Annotated in this window: 23 protein-coding genes; 6 read left to right on the top strand and 17 right to left on the bottom strand. The window is 62.4% G+C overall.

The window, feature by feature from the left end:
• Positions 1-20 precede the first annotated feature (20 nt).
• The gene (locus NKJ35_RS07930) at positions 21-308 is read left to right on the top strand and encodes a hypothetical protein (protein WP_254818635.1); all 288 of its coding nucleotides are present in this window, start codon (positions 21-23) and stop codon (positions 306-308) included.
• Between the two features lie 178 nt (positions 309-486).
• Here NKJ35_RS07930 and NKJ35_RS07925 read toward each other — a convergent pair whose 3' ends face one another.
• The 10 genes from NKJ35_RS07925 to NKJ35_RS07880 all read right to left on the bottom strand — a co-directional run bounded on the left by NKJ35_RS07925 (position 487) and on the right by NKJ35_RS07880 (position 12,510).
• The gene (locus NKJ35_RS07925) at positions 487-1,536 is read right to left on the bottom strand and encodes an L-idonate 5-dehydrogenase (RefSeq protein ID WP_352646067.1); all 1,050 of its coding nucleotides are present in this window, start codon (positions 1,534-1,536) and stop codon (positions 487-489) included.
• Positions 1,533-2,939: a TRAP transporter large permease gene (locus NKJ35_RS07920; RefSeq protein WP_254818544.1), complete on the bottom strand. Its 1,407-nt coding sequence runs from the start codon at positions 2,937-2,939 to the stop codon at positions 1,533-1,535. The genes NKJ35_RS07925 and NKJ35_RS07920 overlap by 4 nt, the downstream gene beginning before the upstream one ends.
• A gap of 3 nt (positions 2,940-2,942) precedes the next feature.
• The gene (locus NKJ35_RS07915; protein WP_352646065.1) at positions 2,943-3,515 is read right to left on the bottom strand and encodes a TRAP transporter small permease; all 573 of its coding nucleotides are present in this window, start codon (positions 3,513-3,515) and stop codon (positions 2,943-2,945) included.
• A gap of 142 nt (positions 3,516-3,657) precedes the next feature.
• Positions 3,658-4,632, bottom strand: coding sequence for a sialic acid TRAP transporter substrate-binding protein SiaP (locus NKJ35_RS07910; protein WP_502894239.1), 975 nt, complete (start codon positions 4,630-4,632; stop codon positions 3,658-3,660).
• A gap of 51 nt (positions 4,633-4,683) precedes the next feature.
• On the bottom strand, positions 4,684-5,403 hold the full coding sequence (locus tag NKJ35_RS07905; RefSeq protein WP_254818542.1) for a FadR/GntR family transcriptional regulator: 720 nt from the start codon (positions 5,401-5,403) through the stop codon (positions 4,684-4,686).
• Between the two features lie 174 nt (positions 5,404-5,577).
• Positions 5,578-6,483 (bottom strand): DMT family transporter, encoded by a 906-nt coding sequence (locus NKJ35_RS07900; RefSeq protein ID WP_352646062.1) that lies wholly within the window; start codon positions 6,481-6,483, stop codon positions 5,578-5,580.
• Between the two features lie 87 nt (positions 6,484-6,570).
• On the bottom strand, positions 6,571-9,171 hold the full coding sequence (locus tag NKJ35_RS07895) for a TRAP transporter permease (RefSeq protein ID WP_352646060.1): 2,601 nt from the start codon (positions 9,169-9,171) through the stop codon (positions 6,571-6,573).
• 57 nt (positions 9,172-9,228) lie between these two features.
• Complete coding sequence (locus NKJ35_RS07890; protein WP_352646307.1) at positions 9,229-10,182, bottom strand: TAXI family TRAP transporter solute-binding subunit; 954 nt, start codon at positions 10,180-10,182, stop codon at positions 9,229-9,231.
• Positions 10,183-10,276: 94 nt separating this feature from the next.
• On the bottom strand, positions 10,277-11,608 hold the full coding sequence (locus NKJ35_RS07885) for an aspartate aminotransferase family protein (RefSeq protein WP_352646058.1): 1,332 nt from the start codon (positions 11,606-11,608) through the stop codon (positions 10,277-10,279).
• A complete protein-coding gene (locus NKJ35_RS07880) occupies positions 11,605-12,510 on the bottom strand; it encodes a MurR/RpiR family transcriptional regulator (RefSeq protein ID WP_352508688.1) in 906 nt (301 codons plus the stop codon). Before NKJ35_RS07880 ends, NKJ35_RS07885 begins: the two co-directional genes overlap by 4 nt.
• A gap of 96 nt (positions 12,511-12,606) precedes the next feature.
• On the opposite strand from NKJ35_RS07880, the gene NKJ35_RS07875 reads away from it, so the two are divergent.
• Together NKJ35_RS07875 and NKJ35_RS07870 are read left to right on the top strand one after the other, a co-directional pair.
• A complete protein-coding gene (locus NKJ35_RS07875) occupies positions 12,607-13,455 on the top strand; it encodes a beta-keto acid cleavage family enzyme (protein WP_352646056.1) in 849 nt (282 codons plus the stop codon).
• 166 nt (positions 13,456-13,621) lie between these two features.
• Positions 13,622-14,014: a GFA family protein gene (locus NKJ35_RS07870; RefSeq protein WP_352646055.1), complete on the top strand. Its 393-nt coding sequence runs from the start codon at positions 13,622-13,624 to the stop codon at positions 14,012-14,014.
• A 31-nt stretch (positions 14,015-14,045) separates the two neighbouring features.
• On the opposite strand, the gene NKJ35_RS07865 is transcribed toward NKJ35_RS07870, so the two are convergent.
• Positions 14,046-15,554, bottom strand: coding sequence for a winged helix-turn-helix domain-containing tetratricopeptide repeat protein (locus NKJ35_RS07865; protein ID WP_352646305.1), 1,509 nt, complete (start codon positions 15,552-15,554; stop codon positions 14,046-14,048).
• Between the two features lie 153 nt (positions 15,555-15,707).
• Between NKJ35_RS07865 and NKJ35_RS07860 the strand changes: the two genes are divergently transcribed.
• The gene (locus NKJ35_RS07860; protein ID WP_352476747.1) at positions 15,708-15,950 is read left to right on the top strand and encodes a DUF1127 domain-containing protein; all 243 of its coding nucleotides are present in this window, start codon (positions 15,708-15,710) and stop codon (positions 15,948-15,950) included.
• Positions 15,951-16,058: 108 nt separating this feature from the next.
• Here NKJ35_RS07860 and NKJ35_RS07855 read toward each other — a convergent pair whose 3' ends face one another.
• Together NKJ35_RS07855 and NKJ35_RS07850 are read right to left on the bottom strand one after the other, a co-directional pair.
• Positions 16,059-16,391, bottom strand: a complete 333-nt coding sequence (locus NKJ35_RS07855) for a DoxX family membrane protein (RefSeq protein WP_352646052.1) — start codon at positions 16,389-16,391, stop codon at positions 16,059-16,061.
• Positions 16,388-16,750, bottom strand: coding sequence for a VOC family protein (locus NKJ35_RS07850; protein ID WP_352476746.1), 363 nt, complete (start codon positions 16,748-16,750; stop codon positions 16,388-16,390). The genes NKJ35_RS07855 and NKJ35_RS07850 overlap by 4 nt, the downstream gene beginning before the upstream one ends.
• A 260-nt stretch (positions 16,751-17,010) precedes the next feature.
• Between NKJ35_RS07850 and NKJ35_RS07845 the strand changes: the two genes are divergently transcribed.
• Entirely contained in the window at positions 17,011-17,781 is a 771-nt protein-coding gene (locus tag NKJ35_RS07845; protein WP_352646050.1) for a helix-turn-helix domain-containing protein, read from the top strand.
• Between the two features lie 108 nt (positions 17,782-17,889).
• Positions 17,890-18,321, top strand: a complete 432-nt coding sequence (locus NKJ35_RS07840) for a VOC family protein (RefSeq protein WP_352646049.1) — start codon at positions 17,890-17,892, stop codon at positions 18,319-18,321.
• A 142-nt stretch (positions 18,322-18,463) separates the two neighbouring features.
• On the opposite strand, the gene NKJ35_RS07835 is transcribed toward NKJ35_RS07840, so the two are convergent.
• Genes NKJ35_RS07835 through ehuC form a run of 4 tightly spaced genes read right to left on the bottom strand, consistent with a single transcriptional unit; the run spans position 18,464 to position 21,349 of the window.
• Positions 18,464-19,192 (bottom strand): GntR family transcriptional regulator, encoded by a 729-nt coding sequence (locus tag NKJ35_RS07835; protein WP_352646047.1) that lies wholly within the window; start codon positions 19,190-19,192, stop codon positions 18,464-18,466.
• On the bottom strand, positions 19,189-19,968 hold the full coding sequence (ehuA, locus tag NKJ35_RS07830) for an ectoine/hydroxyectoine ABC transporter ATP-binding protein EhuA (protein ID WP_302895675.1): 780 nt from the start codon (positions 19,966-19,968) through the stop codon (positions 19,189-19,191). The genes NKJ35_RS07835 and ehuA overlap by 4 nt, the downstream gene beginning before the upstream one ends.
• Positions 19,965-20,624 carry an ectoine/hydroxyectoine ABC transporter permease subunit EhuD gene (gene ehuD / locus NKJ35_RS07825; protein WP_254818530.1) on the bottom strand — a complete coding sequence of 220 codons (660 nt, stop codon included), beginning with the start codon at positions 20,622-20,624 and terminating at the stop codon, positions 19,965-19,967. The genes ehuA and ehuD overlap by 4 nt, the downstream gene beginning before the upstream one ends.
• A complete protein-coding gene (ehuC, locus tag NKJ35_RS07820) occupies positions 20,621-21,349 on the bottom strand; it encodes an ectoine/hydroxyectoine ABC transporter permease subunit EhuC (protein WP_352476742.1) in 729 nt (242 codons plus the stop codon). The genes ehuD and ehuC overlap by 4 nt, the downstream gene beginning before the upstream one ends.
• Positions 21,350-21,360 lie beyond the last annotated feature (11 nt).

Below are 21,360 nucleotides of genomic sequence, written 5' to 3'. Positions count from 1 at the left end.
GACGAAATAGGAGAACGCAAATGGCTCGCAATCACGTTGAACGTCTTAGAGAATTCAGGGAAATTCTGGTCGCGACTCGACGCGAAGGAGTCCGTAACGTGCACCATACTCGCGACGCAATGCGGGCAAGTGGCTTTCAAATTGGCGACAGCGACGGCTCCAGCTACGGAGTCGAGCTGAAGGTCCTCCAAGAGGAAATCGAGGCAGTCGATCGCGCCATCGAAGACGAGAAGCGGTTGGCCTTGACACTCGAGAGCGCGGCCCAATCCCGCCGGCCGATTAAGCCGAGAGTCGTGAAAGGAACATAGAATCAGGTACGAATCGCTCCTGGTCGTTCGAACCTGTCCAGCATCTTCGCGCGCGCCGGCATGGCCCACACGCCACGTTTGGAAGGCGCGAGGCCGCTCCGTCGCACATCCTCTGTTTGTACCTGCACCGTGAAGCGCCAATGGGCTCGTAAAAAACAGGGACGTTGCGAATCCTCAATCAGTCCGCGGTCAGCACGACCTTGACACTTTGAGCGCGGTCGGCGCCAAGTCGGAAGGCATCGGGGGCGGAGGAAAGCGTGCGCTCCGCCGTCACCAGCTTCAGGACGTCCACCTCCCGCGACACAATGAGGTCGACAGCGCGACCGAACTCGCTGCCGAAGCGGAAGGTGCCTTTGAGGTCGATCTCTTTGGCCATCACCGCATTGGCGGGCAGCGGGATCTGGCCACCGGGAAGATTGCCGACCTGGACCACCGTGCCGCCGCGCCGGACGCTGGCGATTGCCGCGGCAAGGCCTGCGGCAGTGCCTGAAATCTCGAACGCCACATCAAGCGAACCGCCGGCCGCGAGCGACTGGATCTCGGCGTCCCCGCTGGCAGGGTCGATCGTCCTGTCGGCGCCCAACCTGCGGGCGAAGGCGAGCGGCGCGGCGGCGATATCGACGACGGTCAGTTCAGCGCAGCCGGCAAGCCTGGCCGCGAGCATGGTCAAGAGGCCAATGGGACCGGCACCGAACAGGACGACGTTGCGGCCCCTGATGTCGCCGGCCCGCGCAACGGCGTGCAGGCTGACCGCCAGCGGTTCGGCAAGTGCGGCCGCCTGGTAGGCCACATCAGATGGAACCTTGAAACATTGCGCGGGCGTGACGTCGAACAGACTGGCGAAGCCGCCCTGCATATGCGGCGTCTTCGATGCCGAGCCCATGAAGTAGATGTTTTCGCAGAGATTGGCGCGGCCTTCCAGGCATCGCGCACAATGCCCGCACCAGCGTGACGGATTGACCGCGACGTGGTCGCCGACGCCCAGGCCGGGTGCCGCGCCGTTGATCTCGACGATTTCGCCGGAGATTTCATGGCCGAGGACAAGCGGCGAGGTCACAACGAAGTCGCCGGTGCGGGCATGGCGGAAATAATGCAGGTCGGAGCCGCAGATGCCCCCGGCCCCGAAGCGCACACGCACCATGCCTGGTGCCAGCGGTTCGAGCGGATGCTCAACGACGCGCAGGTCCTGCGGGCCGAACAGCGTTGCGGCGATCACCTGGCCACTCACCGGATCAAGCCCATCTCGGTCGGCAGCCAAAGCGTGATGGCGGGTATGAAGGTGATCAGAAGCAGCGCCACGATAAGCGGCACCAGCCACGGCAGGATCGCCATGGTGGTGCGCTCGACCGAGAGCTTGGCGACGCGTGACAGCACGAACAGCACCATGCCGAGCGGCGGGTGCAAAAGCCCGATCATCAGATTGAGCGTCATGATCAGCCCGAAATGCACCGGGTTGATGCCGTAGACGGCGGCGACCGGCAGCAGGATCGGCACCAGAATCGTGATCGCGGCGATCGTATCGAGGAAGCAGCCGACCACCAGCATCAGGATGTTGACCAGGATCAGGAAGACCCACTTGTTTTCGGTGAGGGCGAAAATGAAGTTCGAAAACAGCTGTGCCGCCTGGCTGACGGTAAGCAGCCAGGCGAAGATCGATGCGGCGGTAACGATGAACAGTACGGAGGCGGTCGTCTCGATCGTGTCAAAGCTGGCCTTGGCAAGCAAACGCAGCGTCATCGTGCGGTAGCGCACCAGCCCGAGGAAAAGCGACCAGATCACAGCCGCCATTGCCGCCTCGGTCGGCGTGAACCAGCCCATCGTCATGCCGCCGATCAGGATGACCGGCGTCATCAGCGCCATGACCGCGGAGAAATCGAAATACCAGTCTGCGGCGATCAGCAGCAGCAGCGCGATGCCGACCGCGACGTTGATCGACAGGCCAAGCTGCACAAGCACGTAACAGCCAATCGGAAAGGCAGCCACCACCAGCACCTCGCCCGCCGCTTCGGCGAGCCGCCGAAGCTCGAAAGGCGTGTCGGAGCCCCAGCCGCGATTGTAGGCAAAGATGGCAACCGTAATCATCATCAGCATGGTCATGACCACGCCGGGCAGGATGCCGGCCATGAACAGCGCACCGATCGAGACATTGGCCATCATGCCGTAGATGACGAAGGGCAGCGAGGGCGGAAAGATCGGCCCGAGCGTGGCGGAAGCGGCGGTGACGCCAACCGCGGCGTCGATCGGATAGCCGTGGTCCTTCATCGCCTTGATCTCGATGGTGCCGATACCGGCGGCGTCGGCGAGCGCGGTACCCGACATGCCGGAAAAGATCACCGATCCGATGATGTTGACCTGCGCCAGGCCGCCTTTCATCCAGCCGACCAGGGCAAGGGCGAAGGAATAGATGCGCCCGGTGACGCCGGCGATGTTCATGAGGTTGCCGGCCAGGATGAAGAAGGGCACGGCGAGCAGCGGGAAGCTCTCCACCCCGGCGATCATGCGCTGGGCTGCGATGATATCGGGCGCCACGCCGTAGATGACGAGGTAAAGAATCGAGGCGGCCGCCATCGAAACAGCGACCGGCACGCCGATGAGCATCAGGACAAGAAAGCCCCCGACCAGAAGCAGCATCGCTCAGACCCCCGCCGTCTCGAACGCACCAGGACGCTCGAGCACCGAATAGCCGCGCCGGTAATTGCCGATAAAGACCTGGATCGAGCGCAGAAGCATCAGCACGAAGCCGGCCAGTACGGCGTAGAAGAACCAGCGCCGCGGCAGGTTGACGGTGACCATGCGCTCATGCGCCACGATCGTGACGTAGCGCCACATCAGCCAGGATCCGTAGGCGAAGAATGCGATGCGGATGATATCGACGGCGAGCGCCAGCCAGCGGCCGACACGCTCCGGCAGATAGTGGTAAAGCACGTCGACGTGGATATGGCGCGAAAGGCGCACGCACATGGCGGCGCCGAGAAAGACAACGACGACGAGCGCGTTGATGGCGATCTCCTCGGTCCACGCAAAGCTGTTGTTCAGCGCATAACGGGTGAAGAACTGCAGGAAGACACAGACGACCATGCCCCAGAACACGGCAAGCGTGACCCAGTCCTCGATACCGTGGTCCGACAGGTCGACGCGTATCGGCACCTCCTCGAAGGCCTGCGCAATCTCTTCGACGGTGATCTCGGTGTGGTGTTCCTCGGCCATTGGCGCGCACTCCCGAAGCTGGTGGATCGTCAAGGATTGGAAGGCCGTCCGGCGCAATTTGAAGCCGGACGGATGGGCAGGTTAAAGCGGAGAATCCGATTGCCGCTCTATCCTCTTGATTGAGCATCCAGTTTCCGATGCTCTACTTGATAGCGCGGATCGCTTCCCAATCGGCCTTGTTGTACCCGAACTCCTCGAAGGTGACCTTCTCCAACACATTCTTCTCGAAGTCGGCACGGTCGACATCCGTTACGGTGATGCCCCGGTCCTTGAATACCTGCACCAGTTCCTTTTCGCGGGCGACGATCTTCGCAGTGGCGCGGGCGGCAGCCTCCTGCATCACCTCGGTAAAGATCTTCTTGTCCTCGTCGGACAGCGAGGCCCAGCGCGACGCCGATATGATGGTGTTGAGATGATCGACGATGTGGCCAGTTAGCACGATATTCTTCTGCACCTCGTAGAATTTCTTCGCCTCGATGGTGGTCAGCGGGTTCTCCTGGGCCTCGACCGTGCCGTTCTGCAGAGCCAGATAGACCTCGGCGAAGGCAATCGGCGCCGTGTTGGCCCCGCAGGCACGCGGCATGGCCAGATAGGCCGGCACGTCGGGAACGCGCATCTTCAAGCCCTGCATGTCGGAGCACTTGGCGATCGGCCGGTTCGAGGTGGTCTGCCGCGTCCCGTAATAGGTGGTGGCGACGATGTGATTGCCGGTCTTGTCCTCATAGCCCTTGGTCAGGGCCTTGTAGACGTCGCTCTTGGTGTATTTCAGCAGATGGTCGGCATCGCGGAAAGTGTACGGGAAATAGGTGACGCCGATCGGTGGATATTCGCGCGCCGCGAAGCTCGATCCGGAAATGATGATATCGACGGTGCCGAGCATCAGGCCCTGGTTGATGTCGGCTTCCTTGCCAAGCTGCGAGGCCGGATAGACGTCGATGGCGTAGCGGCCCTGGGTGCGCTTCTTGATTTCGTCGGCAGCCCACACGGATTCGGTGTGGAAGGGCTCCGTCGTCTCGTAGACATGTGCCCATTTCAGGACCGTTTCCGCCGAGGCCGACGCCATGGGTATGGCAATTGCGGCGATCGCACCGAGCAGAACTGCGTATTTTCTCAGCATCTCATTCCTCCCTGGTTGAACTTGACGGCCGGATCTCCCCCAGGCCAACTGCTATTCCGCAACCTCCTTGGCTGCGGCTCTCTCATCGAAATTGCGTGAGAATCTGATTTGCGACTGGCGCAGATGCTGCTGCATGGCGGCCTTGGCCCGCTCGGGGTCGCGCGCGGCAATTGCATCGCGCACGGCACGATGTTCCCTTGCCGCGACCTGCCAGGAATCGCTGGTCTCGAAATAGATCGACAGGCGTTCGAAGTACGGGTTCATGCGCTGGTCGAAAAGCTCGCCGATGAAGCGCACCAGCACCGCGTTCTCGAGAATGCCGGCGACCGCGGTATGGAATTCCCGGTCGAGCGCAATGGTCATCTTGTTGGGGTGACGCATGGCCTCCATCCGGCGCAGCACGTCGTCGAGTCGTTCGATATCTGCAGGCCGGACATGGAGGGCCGCTTCGGCGGCGATCGCGCCTTCGACGAATTCGCGCGCACGCAACAGCTCGAACGGGCCTTCCTCGACTTCGGGTTCGGAGGCGGCGGCGCTCGGCGGATCGGTGACGTAGATACCCGAGCCGACGCGGATGCGTATGCGGCCTTCGACCTCCAACGCTATTAGCGCTTCACGGACCGTCGGGCGGGAAATTCCGAGCTGGTCGGCCAGATCCCGCTCGGTCGGCAGACGGTCGCCGACGGAAAACTCGCCGGCATCGATCAGCTGCCTGAGCTGATCGGCGACCTGTCGGTATAGCCGGCGAGGTTCAACAGCCTGGATCGGCATGCGCGTCTAATTCCCCTCCCCGGTCGCCCTGGTACATTGGTCTGACCCATTGACCACAGCCTAAACTGACGACCCAGAGAGTCAAGCTGGATAAACAGACAGAAGAAGAAGGCGCCCCGCCCGATCTATCCGGTGCACCTATGTGGCGGGGGCCGCGCAGCGGCATCGCATGCGTCAGCGTCGTCCTCCTCGAATGACCAGGACGTTTCCGGCGGCGACGAGGACGAGCCCGATGATCGCATACGCAGTCCAGGCATAGCCTTCCAGCGCCGTGGAGATCAAAAGCGCAAAGACGGGAAATATGACGGTCGCATAGCCGGCGCGGGCGCCGCCAATGCGTCCGAGCAGCGTCAGGTAGGCGGCGAAAGCCACGACCGTCGATATGACGGCGAGGAAGACCAGCGAGCCGATATAAGAGGCGGTCGTCGCGAACACGAACGGCTCACCGAGCAGGAAGGCCAGGAACGCCGACCAGCAAGTGCCATAAAGCATGCCCCAGGCGCTCGTTGAAACGAGCGGCAGTCCGCGGCGCTGGTTTGCGACGGAGACGAGATTGCCGGCGCAGAAGCTCAGCGTGCCGCAGAGGCACAGAAGAAGGCCCACCAACGTGCCGCCGGAAAGCCCGTTGGCAGCGATTTCGGGGAAGAACATCAGCGCTATGCCGGCGAAGCCGATGACGCCGCCGGCGAGAATGCGCGGCGCCGGGCGCTCGCCGATGACCAAGGCACTGAGCAGCATGTTGATGACCGAGGCGAGCGAGAAGACGACCGAGAGCAAGCCGCTGACGAGATAGCCGGCGCCATAATAGAAAAACAGGAAGTTTGACGAGAAGATGAAGATGCCAAGCACAGCAAAGCGCAGATGATCGGTGATCGGGAAGCGGAGCCGCCGACCGGACAAACCCGCCCAGGCAAACATCAGCAGCGTGGCGATGGCGAAGCGCCAGACCAGATTGACCTCGTTCGAAACGCCACTGCCGACCTGAAGTTCGATCGCGAACCACGATGCGCTCCAGGCAATGACCGTTAGTGCGTAAAGCCCGTAGTCGACGGGTTCGAAGGGGCGGTCGCGCGTCGTCATGCGCATTTCCGCATTAGCCGGTTCCGCGGCGCCGTTTGGTTCTCCTGTTACTGACATGCTGGCGAGCCTCTTCCGCTCACAAGACGCTTACGGGCCGACTGTCCACCTTCGCCGCTTCTGAACCCAGAAGACGAGACCGAGCAACAGCAGGGCTGGAACCGCGAACCAATAGCGCGACGGCCGCTCCGCGGGCACTAGCACCTGGTTTATTTCGTCGCCGGGCTGCAGGCCGAATTTGGCCGCCTGGCTGCCCAGTCGCACCACGCCGACCGTCACGCTGTCGCCGAGCGCGCTGACGTCCAGCCCCACAGCCTTCAGGCGTTCGGCCGATGAATTTGCGGGCCCGAGTTGTAGCCGGACCAGCTTCGATATCTCATCGCCGTTGAGGTTCAGCGTCGTCAGGCGCAGGCGAACCGCTCCGCCTTCGGCTGTCTCGTCGACGATACGGCCGAGTTCGGAGGCAGGCACTGCCCGATAAGGTTCGCTCACCTGATCGAGCAACAATCCCGGTCTGAACAAGATGAAACAGGCCAGAAGCAACGCAATCGTCTCGTACCAGCGGTTGCGGACGAGCAGCCAATTCTGCGTCGCTGCTACAAACGAGACCATGGCCAGCGTCGATGTCACGACCATCGCAACGAAGTCGAACGGCCCTTCGAGATCGATCATCAGCAGTCCGGTGTTGAAGATGAAGATGAATGGCAAGAGGCCGGTACGGATCTCGTACTTGAAGCCCTGAATCCCGGTCTTCACCGGATCGGCGCCTGAAATTGCGGCAGCAGCATAAGCCGCCAGCCCCACGGGCGGCGTCACGTCCGCCATCAGCCCGAAATAGAAAACGAACATGTGGACGGCGACCAGCGGCACGGCAAGATCGTTCTGCGCCGCCAAATCGACGATGACCGGCGCCATCAAGGTGGCGACGACGACATAGCTCGCAGTGGTCGGCATGCCCATGCCGAGAATGATGCAGATCACCGCGGTGAATAAAAGCATGACGATGAAGCTGCCGCCCGAGATGAATTCGACGAGCTCGGTCATCACCAGCCCGATGCCGGTGAGCAGGACCGTGCCGACGATGATGCCGGCCGTCGCAGTGGCAATGCCGACCGTCGTCATGTTGCGCGCAGCGGCGGACAGGCCACCGACCAGATCGTCGAAACCGTGAAGCCAATGCCGTGCCAGCGCTCGGTCCTTGCGGAAAAAGGCGGTGAGCGGCCGTTGCGTGACGATCAGCGCCATCAGGGCGACAACGCCCCAGAATGCCGAGAGGCCCGGCGAGAGCTCCTCCACCATCAGGCACCAGATCAGCAGGATCACTGGCAGCAGAAAATGCAATCCGGTGCGCGCCGTCTCGCCGAAGTGCGGAATCCTGACGATCTCGCCCTCCAGATCCTCGAGCGGCAGGTCGGGATAGCGCGCCCGGTAGGCGACAAGGCCGATGTAAACGGCGATCAGTGCGGCAGTGATCATCCAGGTCGCGGCCGCGCCGAAAACGATCTTCGTCCAGCCAATGCCGTAATAGACAAGCCCTGCGAGGACGATGAAGCCGCATATGCCCATCAGCCCGCGCAGCGCACCCTGAAATGCGGAGTGCGTGCGGCGTGACGGCAGGCCCTTCATCCCTGTCTTCATCGCCTCGATATCGACGATGTAGAACAACGAGCCGTAGGTCAGCAGCGCCGGATAGAAGGCGTGCTTGACCACCTCGGCATAGGAGATGCCGACATATTCCGCGATCAGGAACGCGGCGGCGCCCATCACCGGAGGCATCAGCTGACCATTGACGCCGGCCGCGCATTCGATGGCACCCGCCTTCACCGCAGAATATCCGACCCGCCGCATCAGCGGGATGGTGAAGGTTCCGGTGGTCACGACATTGGCGATCGAAGAGCCGGAAATCATGCCGGTCAGGCCGGAAGCCACGACACCGGCCTTGGCCGGACCGCCGCGGTATTTGCCGAGCAGCGAGAAGGCAAGCTGGATGAAAAAGCCGCCGGCGCCGGCGCGCTCCAGCAATGTTCCGAACAAGACGAACATGAAGACGACATTGGTGGACACACCGAGGGCGACACCGAACACCCCCTCGGACGTCAGCCACATCTGCGAGGCTGCGCGCGATAACGTCGCGCCCTTGTGGCCGAGCAGGCCAGGAAGGTGAGGCCCGGCGAAAATATAGATCAGCATGATCGCCGCGATGACAGTGATGGCAGGCCCGACGGCGCGACGGGCGGCCTCGAGCAGGATGAGGACGCCGGCGATCGATACGACCAGGTCAGCTGTAGTGGGAAGACCCGGCCGGTGGGCGATATCGCTATAAAAGACCAGCAGATAGAGGGCGGACGCCGCCCCGGCGATGCCTAGCACCCAGTCGGGTAGCGGCACCCGGCTGCGCGATGAGGTCTTGAAGGCCGGAAACGTCAGCATCGCCAGAAACAGGGCGAAGGCCAGATGGATGGAGCGGGCGATGCCGTCGCTGACAACGCCGAAATTGAGCATGAACGGAAGGGGCGAGGCATACCAGAGCTGGAACAGCGACCATGCAAGCGATACGCCGAGGATCAGCTTCGCGGTGCGGCCGGTCGGCTTGCGCCCACCGGTGTCGGCTTCCGCGACGATCTCGCTGAGCTTGTCGATGTCGATAACGGGTTGGTCAGGCGCTGCCGCCCGCTGGCTTTGATCTGTCATCGTTCCCCACAATTATTTGCGATGCGAGGCGCCCGTGGGCGCCTCGCATTGAAGGCCTCAGAGCCAGCCCTTTTCCTTGTAGTAGCGCTCAGCGCCCGGATGCAGTGGCGCCGACAGACCGGTCTTGATCATCTCCTTGGGATCGAGATTGGCGAAAGCCGGATGCAGTTTCTTGAAGTCGTCGAAATTTTCGAAGACCGACTTCACCAGCTCGTAGACCACCTCATCGGGCGTGCTGGCATTCGTCACCACGGTGGCGCGGACGCCGAATGTCTTCACGTCGTCCGGATTGTTGGCGTACATGCCGCCCTTGATGGTGGCGACTGAATAGTACGGATGAGCTGCCAACAGCGCGTCCACTGCCGGACCGGTCAGCGGGATGAGCTTGGCGCCGCAGGCCGTGGTCGGATCCTGGATCGCGGCGGAAGGATGACCAACGCCGTAGAAGAAACCGTCGATCTTGTTGTCGCACAGCGCGCTGCCCTGCTCGTCAGCCTTCAGCTCAGCGGCAAGCGAGAAATCGCCGAGCGTCCAGCCCATCTGCTTCAGCAACTCCTCCATCGACGAGCGGGTGCCTGACCCGGGGTTGCCGACGTTGAAGCGTTTGCCTTTGAAGTCCTCGAAGTTGGTGACGCCGGCGTCCGGCCGCGCCAGCACGGTAAACGGCTCGGGATGGACGGAGAAGACGGCCCGCAGATCCTTGAACGGCTTGCCGTCGAAATTTCCGGTCCCCTCATAGGCCTGGTACTGGACGTCCGATTGGGTCAAGCCGAAATCGAGGTCGCCGGTCTGGATGGAGTTGACGTTGAAGACCGAACCGCCGGTCGACTCGGTCGAGCATCGGATGCCGGTTTTCTGCCGGTCCTTGTTCATCAGCCGGCAAATGGCGCCGCCGACGGCATAGTAGACGCCGGTGACCCCGCCGGTGCCGACCGTGACGAAGCGCTGCTCGGCTCCGACGGACGGCAGCGCCAGCAGCATGCAAGCCGCCGCGCCGATCAGGGTTTTCATCGAACTGTACATGGTTGCTACCTCTCTGGTGGGTGTCCCGGCCCATCGCCGATGACGCGTTGGAACTGGTTTGAGGCGGTCCGCGTCGTGCGGGTCAGGCCGCTGAAGCGATCGCAGCGTCGATCGCCTCACCGAGCCGTTCGACGATCCGATCGATATCCTGTCTGGAAATGATGAAAGGCGGCGCCACAAGCACATGAACGCCCCGCACACCGTCAATCGTCCCGGCCATCGGATAAATCATGAGGCCGCGGGCCATTGCTTCGCGCTTGATCCGAGCGTTGAGTTCAAATCTCTGGTCGAAAGGTTCCTTGCTGGCGCGATCGACCACCAGCTCGATTCCCCTGAACAGACCTCGTCCGCGAATGTCGCCGACGTGATGGTGATTATCAAAGCGCTGGTGCAGGCGCTCGTCGAGCTGCGCGCCCATTGCGCTGACTTTGTCGAGCAGGCGGTCGCGCCGGATGACCTCCTGCACGGCGAGGCCGGCCGCCGCCGCCATTGGATGCCCCATATAGGTATGTCCATGCTGGAAAAAGCCCGAGCCCTGGGCAAAGGCTTCGAAGATATGCCGGCCAAGCAGCACCGCGCCGATCGGCTGGTAGCCTCCGCCGAGCCCCTTGGCGATGGTCAGCAGGTCGGGAGCGATGCCGTCCTGCTCGCACGCATGCAGCGTGCCGGTACGGCCCATGCCGCACATCACTTCGTCGAGAATGAGCAGCACGCCGTAGCGGTCGCAGATCGCGCGAATGTGCTTGAAATAATCGGCGACCGACGGCACGGCGCCGAGTGTCGCACCCACCACCGGCTCGGCGACAAAGGCGATGACCTCGTCCGGGCCGAGTTCAAGGATCTTGTCTTCGAGCTGCTGAGCGGCGCGCGCCGCATAGGCTTCGTCGCTTTCGCCATGCTTTTGATAGCGATAGGCGTAACAGGGGTCGATATGGTGGGTCTCGATCAGCAACGGCCTGAACTGGGCGCGCCGCCATTCGTTGCCGCCGGTGGCGAGAGCGCCGAGCGTATTGCCGTGATAGCTCTGCCGGCGTGCGATGAGATGGCGCCGTTGCGGCTCCCCTTTCTCGACGAAATACTGCCTGGCCATCTTGAGCGCGGCCTCGACCGCCTCCGAGCCGCCGCTGACCAGATAGACGTGGTCCAACCCTTTCGGCGCGTCCTCGACCAGCCGATCCGCCAAGCGCTCCGCCACCTCGGTGGTGAAGAAGCTGGTGTGTGCGTAGGCGATGCGGTCAAGCTGGGCGTGCAGCGCGGCGATCACGTCGGGATGGCCGTGGCCGAGACAGGACACGGCGGCGCCGCCCGACGCGTCGATATAGGACTTGCCCTCGGCATCGAACAGTTCGATGCCTTGGCCGCGAGCGGCGACCGGCAGCGTCGAGTGGATGGTTCGATGAAGAATGTGTGTCATCGACGGTCCCTCATGGGCATTTTCTTCGGCGGACGCTGGTTCAGATGGGTCTTGAGGGCGGCGCCCTGCTCATCGAAACGTCGCAGCGACTCAACAGCACCCTCGCCTGCCTGCCCTGCGACAAGAGCACCGAGGACCTCAGCAACGATGAAAGCTGGCGTCATGGTGTGGAAAAAGGACGGGCTGCCGGTCGGCACGACAACCAGGTGATCGGCAAGCAGCGCCAAGGGCGCTACCCCGCTGTCGGTGATCGCAATGACCGGTACGCCGCGGCCGGCAGCGTACTCGACAAGCTCGATGGTGAAGCGCGTGTAGGGCAGGACGCTGGCGGCGATCAGCACGTCGTCCCTGGTCGCATGGGCCAGAGCGTCGCCATCGGTTCCGCCGATGCCGTGCAGCAGCACCGATTTCTCGCCGATCAGCGACAGGATGTAATGCAGATGCCAGGCCACTGCGTGGCTCGAGCGCAGGCCGAGGCAATAGACGCGCCTTGCCGCACTCAGCGCCCTGGCCGTCTCGACCAGACGGTCGATCGACCTGCGTTCGGCGAGATGGGCAAGCTGGCTGGAAATCGAATCCAGAATATCGGCCGCCAGCGCGTGGTCGCCCTTGAGCTTTTGGCTGGCGACCTGAAGGCCCGCCTTGCCGGCGAAACCGATTTCGCCGTCCCGGATCGCGGCGGCGTAGATATCGCGTACCGCCTCGTAACCATCAAGGCCGAGATGCTGGGCCAGCCGCGTCATCGTCGCCGGCTGCACTCCTGCGTGCCGGGCCTGCTCGCGCATGGACAACAGCGCGACATCATACGGCTTATCAAGGACATAGCGCGCAGCGGACCGAAGCTGCGCCGACATGCCGTCGAAGGCAGTGACGATCTGTCCAGCAAGCTCTTCCTGGTCCATGGATATTGCTAGCTCGCCAGACCAGCGATTGCAACGTCTGTTTCAGTGTGATCAAAGATTGATTCATATGAATCTTGTCGCTCGCAGAACGTTCCCATGAAGCCGGGCCATGGTCTCGACCGCATCGCCATAGCCGTCGCCCCGAACGGGGGACGTCGCAGCAAGGCCGACCATCCGGCGATTCCGCTGACACCAGCCGAACTTGCGAGGACGGCCGCGGAATGCGCCGATGCCGGTGCGGCCATGATCCACGTTCATGTCCGCGACCGAAGCGGCAATCATCTGCTCGACGCCGACGCCTACCATCAGGCGATCGCCGCCATCCGCGGTGCTGCCGGCCACCGCTTGGTAATCCAGATCACCTCCGAAGCACTCGGTATCTATTCGCCGGCCCAACAGATGGCCGTCGTACAAGATGTGAAGCCGCAAGCTGTCTCCCTGGCGCTTCGCGAAATCGTTCCTGATGCCGGATCGGAACTCGCCTTCGTGCGCTTCATGGCCTGGCTGCACACCGAGGGGGTTGCGCCACAGATCATCCTCTATTCGCCCGAGGAGGCCGTCAGGCTTTCGGACATGCAGCGGCGCGGACTGATCCCTTGGGCAAGCATACCGGTTCTCTACGTGCTGGGCCGCTACACGCCGGGACAGACGTCCGTTCCTGCCGATCTCTTGCCATTCCTCGCGGCGAACATGCCGCGCTTCGACCATTGGAGCGTCTGCGCCTTCGGCCGCAACGAAGCGGCGTGCGTGACCGCCGCCGCATTGCTTGGGGGCCATGTCCGGGTCGGCTTCGAAAACAATCTTTTCCTTCCGAACGGCAGCATAGCCTCCTCCAACGCCGAGGCGATAGGGACGGTCGCACGCATACTCGCCGACTGCGGAGTCAAGCTCGCCTCGGCCGCCGAGTTGGCGGCTCAATGGAACGCGCCGTTTCGTTCCATATGACAAACCAAAGCCTATTTTCCGCGGCAAGCTCGCATAAGGCATAGAGAGGCGGCTGCAATGTCATCGCGACGGAAGAACAACGTGTCCCCGCCCGCGGCGCGGCGATTGCAACAACAGTGCCGGTCGTTGTAACCATTCCGGCCGCTTGATTTGGAGGAGACGCAGCATGGACCGATTCACCGGCGGGTGCCTATGCGGCAACGTCCGAATTGTCGCTTCGGGACGCCCATACCGGGTCGGCCTTTGTCACTGTCTCGACTGCCGCAAGCATCATGGAGCCCTTTTTCACGCTTCCGCGATATTTCCTCAGGATGCGGTGACGATCGACGGCGAAACACGCGACTACGCCGGGCGGTTTTTCTGTCCCCGCTGCGGATCGTCCATTTTCGGACGCACCGGCGACGAAATCGAAGTGAACCTGGGATCCCTGGATGCGCCTGACCAACTGATGCCAACCTACGAAAGCTGGATCATCCGTCGCGAGTCTTGGTTGCCGCTGTTTCCGCTCACGAGACGATACGAGCGCGATCGTGACGCCACGGGTCGCTTTGAGGAATAGGTCGCACGAACCGTGCGACGGCGCCGGCGCGTCACTCCGGAAGGCCGGCCTTACGGAAGCCGTCAACGAAATGCTCAAGCGTCGCAGCGTCGCGGAATGGCTCCGTCGCCGCCCAGTGGCGGGTTGTGAAATGCGGGTTGCCGACGAGAAACAGTTCGACCTCTGCGCGCGCCTCGTCGAGCCGGCCGAGTTGGGCAAGGCTTGCCGCCAGGAAACGGCGTGAGCTTGTACGATAGGTCTCGTCCCTGCGCAGTGTCTCGACAGCGGCTTCGTATTCGCCGGCTGCATATTGCGCCTGGCCGAGCGCGAGATAATACCAACTTGCCGGGAACGGATTCAGCCGGAACGCCTTGCGAATGTGCTCAAGACCCTCCTCGACCCGTCCGGCCAGGACCACGATGTCGGACAATGCCGCCCAGGCATCGGCCTCGTTCGGGTCGAGCTCGATCGCCTTGGCGAATTCCGCATCCGCCTCGGCGAAGCTGCGCTCGTAGGCAAGCAGGTAAGCCAAAACCCAGCGGCAGCCGGCATCATTGGGGTCGATCGCCACGGCTTTGCGCGCCAGTTCCAAAGCAGCGCTACGGGATGTTTCGGTTGGTCCGCCGGAATGCACCCATCCCATCCAGTGGTTCATGGCAAGCCAGCGATAGGCCTCGGCATATTCCGGATCGAGCGAAACCGCGCGGGTCAGCATCAGATGCGCTTCCTGCGCCGTCTGCGGCGAATCATCCATCAGCTTGCGCGCCCGCACGCAGAGATCGTAGGCCTCGAGATTTTGGGGCCGATTGCGCCGCGGCGGTGCGCGCAGCCGGCCGAGTAACGCCTCGACGATCTTGCCGGTGACCTCGTCCTGAACGGCAAAAATATCTTCCAGGCTGCGATCGAAGCGTTCCGCCCATAGATGATCGCCACTCACCGCGTCGACCAGTTGTACGTTGATGCGCACGTGCCCTGCGGCGCGCCTTGCGCTACCCTCCAGCAGGTAGCGCACGCCAAGGTCCTCAGCGATCCCGCGCACGTCCATCGCCTTTCCTTTGTAGGCAAAGGCCGAGTTGCGTGCGATGACGAACAGGCCGGAGACCCTCGACAAGTCGGTGATCAGGTCTTCGGTCAACCCGTCCGCGAAGGATTCCTGCTCGGGATCGTTGCTGACATTGACGAAGGGCAGCACGGCTATCGATGGTTTGTCGGGCAGCGGCAAAGGTTTTCGCTTCGCGACGCCGAGCTGTTCGACGGCGCCCGTGAAGCGGTAGCCGACGCGCGGAACCGTGGCGATCCATTCACCGCCGTCGGCGGCCGGGCCAAGCAGCTTCCGCAGCACTGCGATCTGGACGGTGAGGTTGCCTTCCTCGACGGCTGTACCCGGCCACGCCGCGTCCATCAACTCAGCCTTTTCAAGGATTTCGCCGGGCCGTCCGACGAGCGCCGCAAGCAGCTTTAGCCCGCGGTAGCTAACGGCAACGGGGACATCGTTCCGAAGGAGCGTTCCCGCACCCGGATCAAGCACGAACGGACCAAAGGCAAAGCGCGGTCCCTGCATACGGCGCATCTATAGCCCGTTTGGAAGTTTTGAGAACTATTTGGGAGAGCTTAATTACGACGCCGGTCGTATCCTGCAGAATTCAGCCTCTTTCCGGTCGAGGGCCCCACACCCCAAAATCGTATGGGCCCCTCAAACCACATGGAGGTTGCCATGAACGATATTCCCACCTTTGCCTCGGCCCCGCTTGAGGCAACGCGGCCGGCGGAAGCATCGCCTCGGCGCTACAGCCTGGCGACGCTGCGAAGCATTATCGCGGCCTGGCGCGAGCCGACACGCTTTCGCTGGGATCTCAAGCGATTGGCGCAGACCAATCCCCATCTGATCGACGATATCGGTCTGACGAGGCGACAGGCCGAGGAAGAGATCGCCAAGCTGCCCTTCTGGCAGCGATAGGCGGATGCTGCAACAACACCGGATCACCAACGACCAGCGGCTGATTGCAGATGAAGACGAAGCCGCCGCCCCGAAATGATGATCACAGGCTAGTGGTCGCGGCGACAATCAACCCGCCCAAGACGGCAACATTGGTGAAGCCGGTACGAAGCGCTTCGCGTTCATCGCCGCTGTAGGCCAGAAGTTGAGCGCCATGAACGACGCCGTAATGGTGAATACGGCCAGGGCCGCGGCGGGAAAGGGTCCACCAAGGCCCGTTGCGAGGCAAAAGCCGCCTGCGATCTCCAGCACCGGTCCGGCCGCGGGAAGAGGCTTGGGAGCAGGAAGCCCCGCCCGGCCAGGGACGCTGCAATCGCCCGGAATCTGAGGACATGCTCGGCGCCCGCCCAGATCAAGACGCCGCCGAGCAAAACCAACCCGAGGTGGGAGGAACGCGATCATTCATTGCTGCCGTCTTCGGTATAAACCGCTAGCTCGTAACCGTCCGGGTCCGCGAAATGAAAGCGCCGGCCGCCGGGGAAGCCATAAATCGGCCTGACGATCTTGCCCCCCGCTTCCTCGACACGCTTGACCGTTCCCGGCAGATCATCGGCATAGAGAATGACGAGCGGGCCTCCTCCGGACCTCGCTGGGCCAGCAGCAAAGCCACCTGACAAGCGCCCGTCGTTGAACTCGCAATATTGCGGGCCGTAGTCGGTGAAGGTCCAGCCGAACGCCTTTCCGTAGAAGTCGCGTGACCGCTGAATGTCTTTCACGTTGAATTCGACGTAGTCGATCCGTTGGTCGTTTTTGTTGCTCATGACGCATACCTCTCATGTGATGTACGACGCCGAAAGATAAGCAAGCATCTCGCTTGCCTTATTGAACAGAACGGCCATTGACGTATGAGCCGCACACTGGCGATGCACGTCGCATCGCCCCCCACCTGCCCTCTTCGTTCCGGCCGGAAAAAACAACCGATTCTTGCAACCGTTCTCGATTGGAAGACGTTGTCTCGAGCGACGGCCGGGCGCAGCCGCTGCGCCGTAGGTTCACCGCCGCTAATCCGAAGGGGAGCGAGATGAGCGATCCCGTCCCAGCGCAGGCAACGGGTTCATTTCAGCAACGTCCAGCGTCGGCGCGGCTTCGCGGGAGCTTTGCTTCGGTGTGGGTGCATCGAATGGACCCGTCGGGCTCACCGCCAATCGTCATCATGCCCGACACAACGATCGATTTGCAATGGATCGGGGGCAGCTTCCGAATTGCCGGCCCTGACAAGGAACCGCAGACCGAGGTTCTAGCGGCGGACGAGGTCGTGATCGGCTTGCGCTTCCATCCTGCCGCGGCGGCGGCATGGCTCGGCGTGCCGCAAATCGAGCTGGTCGGCAAGAGGCTGTCGCTCGACGATCTGTGGGGGGCGCGAGCTCGCCGCCTCGCCAGCCGCGTGCGCGCCAGCGACAGTCTCGAGGATCTGGCCTGCTCGCTCCAACAGGTCGTCGCCGAGGAGGTGCACGCGCCCGCGACCGACGTTCCCATGCAGGCGGCATATCGTTTGATCGAGCGCGGGCCGCCACCCGACGCGCCGCTCGTCCCTTGGTTGATGCGCGCGCTCGAGATGAGCGAAAGGACGTTGCGCCGGCGCTTCGACACGAGCTTCGGCTACGGCCCCAAGACGCTTGACCGTATCCTCCGCTACCAGCGCTTTCTGCGGCTTTCGAGCCGCTCCAGCAGCTCCACCGCCATGCTGGCGGCCGAAGCGGGCTATTCCGACCAGGCGCATCTTGTCCGCGAGAGCCGCCGCCTGACGGGAAGCACCCCGCGACAGATTCATCATCTGCTGCACTGCCAGTGAATTCTCGGCGCGTTCTTCGACTTGGCGGCACCCCCTTGGCCGTTTTGTTCAAGTCTTCACTGTCGCTCGACTTTATCCTGATGTCTCGGGCAACCAGTGGAGACTGCCATGAAACCGCGCATTTCGGTTTTGACTATCGCTGTCGCCGACCTCGAGAGTTCTCTCGCGTTCTACCGCGACGGTCTCGGCTTGCCGACGGAAGGGATCATCGGCCGCGAGTTCGAGCATGGCGCCGTCGCGTTCTTCACGCTGTCCGGCGGGTTGAAGCTCGCGATCTGGGCTCAGGACGACCTCGCCTACGACACCGGCCTGCCCAAGGCGCCGATTACCTCGACCTCGTTTACGGTCGGCCACAACGTTGTGCGCCGCGAAGAAGTCGATCAAGTGATGGATGAGGCCGCCCGCGCCGGCGCCGAGATCATCAAGCCTGCCCGGGACACGTTCTTTGGCGGATATGCGGGGTACTTCCGCGACCCGAACGGACATCTGTGGGAGGTCGTCTGGAACCCCGCCAACATACCGAGTAAGGATCCTTTTTAAGGGCGGCGCGGGCCTGGAGTCTCGAACCACGTCAGTCATCGCCGGTGCCGGCAAATTCTGTCGGAATCGGACTGGCGGCCGTGCTTTCCCCGGCAACGAAGCCAGTTCGACGGCAGGCCACCAGCACAATCTTGAGCGCTGACTATGTTGCTCTATCCAGGTTGGCCTCGCCTGCATGACGCATCATGCGGCGAAAGCTCATTGAGATATGCGCCCGCCTTATGTGCCCTATGGACTCCCAGTCACCGATCTCGGCGGCGGCAAGGACCTCTTCCATTTCGCGGCGGAACGCGGTGAACTCCTCGACAAGGCCCAACTGCGGCATCATCTTCAGGACGACGCGCGCGACCTGAAAATACAGACGCTCGCTGATCTCGCGCAGCGGCTGGTTGCCGGTCATCGCCGTGAGCTCGTAGAAAAAATCCATGTTGAGGCGCAGGAAAGCGCGCTGGTCGGGATTGAGTATATCGGCATCACAGCGCGCGATGAGCGCCCGTATCCGGTCGAGATCGTCCGCCGTGCGCGGGATCGGCGAAAGCTTGCCGACGAGGAGCGCCAGCTCCAGGCGCAAATGATAGACCTGCTGCAATTCCTCGATATCGACGTCGGTGACGATCGTGCCGACGCCGTGGACGGATTGAACCAGACCCTCGGATTCGAGACGCGCCAGGACACGCCGGACCGGCGTGCGGCTGATCTCGAATTCCTGGGCAAGTTCTTCCTCGGACAGATGGCTTCCCGGCGCATAGTCGAGCAGGCAGATGCGGTCGCGCAGTATCCGGTAAATGCGTTCAAATCGCTCCCGGGCCGAGAGCGGACGTGGCGGCGCGGCGGTCACGGCTGTGGGCGTGGCATCTGTCTCAAGCGTCATCCAGCCTCCAGGACAGCGTGCAGGAACTGCCGTGTCCGCTCGTTCTTGGGGGTGCCGAACAACTCGCCTGGCGGCCCCTGCTCGCAGATCTTGCCCGCGTGGAAAAAGCAGACGCGATCGGAGAATTCCTTGGCAAATCCCATCTGGTGGGTGACCATCAGCATGGTGAGGTCATGCTCCCTACCAAGTTTTCGGATGACTTCAAGCACTTCGCCGACGAGTTCGGGGTCGAGCGCCGAGGTCACCTCGTCGAACAGCATGATCTTGGGCCGCATGGCGCAAGCGCGTGCGATGGCGACACGCTGCTGCTGACCACCGGAGAGCTGCGAGGGATAGTGGTCCTTCTTATCCGATAAGCCGACCATGTCGAGCAGTTCGGCGGCACGCGCCTCGGCATCGGCCCGCTTCATGCCGAGCACGGTTATCGGTGCCTCGATGCAGTTTTGCATCGCCGTCATGTGCGGGAACAGGTTGAACGACTGGAACACCATGCCGATCTTGGCGCGGATCTTGCGAATGTGGGCGAGATCGGCGGGAACAAGTTTGCCGTTCCTCTCCATATGGGTCAGCGGCTCGCCTTCAACCCAGATGACACCGTCATTGATCGTCTCCAGCGTCATCAACATGCGCAGCACCGTCGTTTTGCCGGAGCCGGACGGGCCGATGATGGAGACCTTTTCGCCGCGTGCTATTTCCAGATTAAGCCCGTCGAGAACGGTTAACGTGCCGTAGCGTTTCGATACATTGTCGAAGCGAACCATCGGCTGTTCCGTCATCGCATGGTCCTCCGGTTGAGCAGGCCTTCGAGGGAGCGAATGAGCGCAGCAGAAACCAGGCTCATGGCAAGGAAGAACAGACCGACCAGCGTCATCGGCTCGGTGTAGCGGAAGGTTTCGGAGCCAATGATCTTGGCCGTCTGCATCAGCTCCAGCACGGCGATTGCGGACAGCAATGGCGTCTCCTTGAACAAGGCAACCAGATAGTTGCCGAGCGCCGGAACGATCGGCGGAATCGCCTGCGGAATGATGATGTCGCGGAACGTTGTCCAGGCCGAAAGATTAAGTGCGATCGAGGCTTCCCACTGGCCGCGAGGGATGTTGTCGAAACCGGCGCGATAGACCTCGGAGCAATAGGCGGCATAGTGGATGCCGATGGCCAGCACCCCGGCGGTGAAGGCGTCGAGCACGACACCGAATTTCGGAAAGACGAAATAGAGAAAGAATATCTGGATAAGCAGCGGGGTCGAACGGATCAGTTCGACCAGCACCGAAATTGTCCAGCCGGTCCACGGCACGGCGATACGGACGACGGCCAGCACCAGGCCAAGCGAGGCGGCAAGTGCAAAGCCGATCAGCGTCGCCTCGATGGAGACGATGGCCGCGCGGGCGAGCACCGGCAGGATTTCAAAAGCAAATGCCCAGTCCCAGATCATGCTGCCTTGCCTCGCGCCAGTCCGATCGATGCCCGCCTTTCGAGAAGCCGCATGCCGATGGTGAGAACCAGCGACATTGCCAGGTACATCAAAAGGACAAGTGTGAAGATCGGAATGGTCTTGAACGTATTCTGGTTCATTTGCTGCGCCTTGAAGGCGAGGTCGGAAAGCGTGATCAGCGACACAAGCGCTGTCGATTTCAGAAGCTCGATGAACAGGTTGCCCCAGGGCGGGATCATCGCCACAAAGGCCTGCGGCAGGATGATCCGGCGCAACATCTGTGGCCGGCTCATGTTCAATGCCGTGCATGCCTCCCACTGGCCGCGAGCGACCGAAAGGATCGCACCACGCACGACCTCCGACCCGTAGGCACCGACGTTCAGGCCGAGTGCCAGGACTGCCACCACGAAAGCGTTGATCGTGACGCCGAATTGCGGCAGCACGAAAAACAGCCAGAACAATTGTACCAATGCCGACGTTCCGCGGAAGATCTCGACATAGACCGTGGCCAGCCATCTGAGCGGCGTCGGGCCATACATCCGTGCAAGTGCTGCAAGCACGCCCATGACGATTGCGAGCAGGCTGCCGAGGACGGCGATCTCGATTGTCAGGACCGCGCCTTGCAGCAGCCCCGGCATGAACACTCGATAGCTTTCCTGTGTTGCCAAGGCGCCGATCACGACGAGCGCGATGACCAGCATGGCAACGAGCGTACGGATACCCATGCGATTCCCCC

This window comes from Mesorhizobium sp. M0136, assembly GCF_040322515.1.
Lineage (GTDB): Bacteria > Pseudomonadota > Alphaproteobacteria > Rhizobiales > Rhizobiaceae > Mesorhizobium.
The sequence above is the reverse complement of the archived record's forward strand: the minus strand, read 5'-3'. Positions and strand labels throughout refer to the sequence as shown.

Bases quoted from the DNA above. Each gene is read 5' to 3' on its own strand.
- NKJ35_RS07835 (WP_352646047.1), bottom strand. From the start codon at position 19,192: ATGACGCTTGAGACAGATGCCACGCCCACAGCCGTGACCGCCGCGCCG.
- NKJ35_RS07865 (WP_352646305.1), bottom strand. From the start codon at position 15,554: ATGCAGGGACCGCGCTTTGCCTTTGGTCCGTTCGTGCTTGATCCGGGT.
- NKJ35_RS07850 (WP_352476746.1), bottom strand. From the start codon at position 16,750: ATGAGCAACAAAAACGACCAACGGATCGACTACGTCGAATTCAACGTG.
- NKJ35_RS07860 (WP_352476747.1), top strand. From the start codon at position 15,708: ATGAACGATATTCCCACCTTTGCCTCGGCCCCGCTTGAGGCAACGCGG.
- NKJ35_RS07880 (WP_352508688.1), bottom strand. From the start codon at position 12,510: ATGGACCAGGAAGAGCTTGCTGGACAGATCGTCACTGCCTTCGACGGC.
- NKJ35_RS07875 (WP_352646056.1), top strand. From the start codon at position 12,607: ATGAAGCCGGGCCATGGTCTCGACCGCATCGCCATAGCCGTCGCCCCG.
- NKJ35_RS07890 (WP_352646307.1), bottom strand. From the start codon at position 10,182: ATGAAAACCCTGATCGGCGCGGCGGCTTGCATGCTGCTGGCGCTGCCG.
- ehuD (WP_254818530.1), bottom strand. From the start codon at position 20,624: ATGATCTGGGACTGGGCATTTGCTTTTGAAATCCTGCCGGTGCTCGCC.
- NKJ35_RS07855 (WP_352646052.1), bottom strand. From the start codon at position 16,391: ATGATCGCGTTCCTCCCACCTCGGGTTGGTTTTGCTCGGCGGCGTCTT.
- NKJ35_RS07840 (WP_352646049.1), top strand. From the start codon at position 17,890: ATGAAACCGCGCATTTCGGTTTTGACTATCGCTGTCGCCGACCTCGAG.
- NKJ35_RS07885 (WP_352646058.1), bottom strand. From the start codon at position 11,608: ATGACACACATTCTTCATCGAACCATCCACTCGACGCTGCCGGTCGCC.
- NKJ35_RS07905 (WP_254818542.1), bottom strand. From the start codon at position 5,403: ATGCCGATCCAGGCTGTTGAACCTCGCCGGCTATACCGACAGGTCGCC.
- NKJ35_RS07920 (WP_254818544.1), bottom strand. From the start codon at position 2,939: ATGCTGCTTCTGGTCGGGGGCTTTCTTGTCCTGATGCTCATCGGCGTG.
- NKJ35_RS07845 (WP_352646050.1), top strand. From the start codon at position 17,011: ATGAGCGATCCCGTCCCAGCGCAGGCAACGGGTTCATTTCAGCAACGT.
- NKJ35_RS07915 (WP_352646065.1), bottom strand. From the start codon at position 3,515: ATGGCCGAGGAACACCACACCGAGATCACCGTCGAAGAGATTGCGCAG.
- NKJ35_RS07895 (WP_352646060.1), bottom strand. From the start codon at position 9,171: ATGACAGATCAAAGCCAGCGGGCGGCAGCGCCTGACCAACCCGTTATC.
- NKJ35_RS07930 (WP_254818635.1), top strand. From the start codon at position 21: ATGGCTCGCAATCACGTTGAACGTCTTAGAGAATTCAGGGAAATTCTG.
- ehuA (WP_302895675.1), bottom strand. From the start codon at position 19,968: ATGACGGAACAGCCGATGGTTCGCTTCGACAATGTATCGAAACGCTAC.
- NKJ35_RS07910 (WP_502894239.1), bottom strand. From the start codon at position 4,632: ATGCTGAGAAAATACGCAGTTCTGCTCGGTGCGATCGCCGCAATTGCC.
- NKJ35_RS07870 (WP_352646055.1), top strand. From the start codon at position 13,622: ATGGACCGATTCACCGGCGGGTGCCTATGCGGCAACGTCCGAATTGTC.
- ehuC (WP_352476742.1), bottom strand. From the start codon at position 21,349: ATGGGTATCCGTACGCTCGTTGCCATGCTGGTCATCGCGCTCGTCGTG.
- NKJ35_RS07900 (WP_352646062.1), bottom strand. From the start codon at position 6,483: ATGACGACGCGCGACCGCCCCTTCGAACCCGTCGACTACGGGCTTTAC.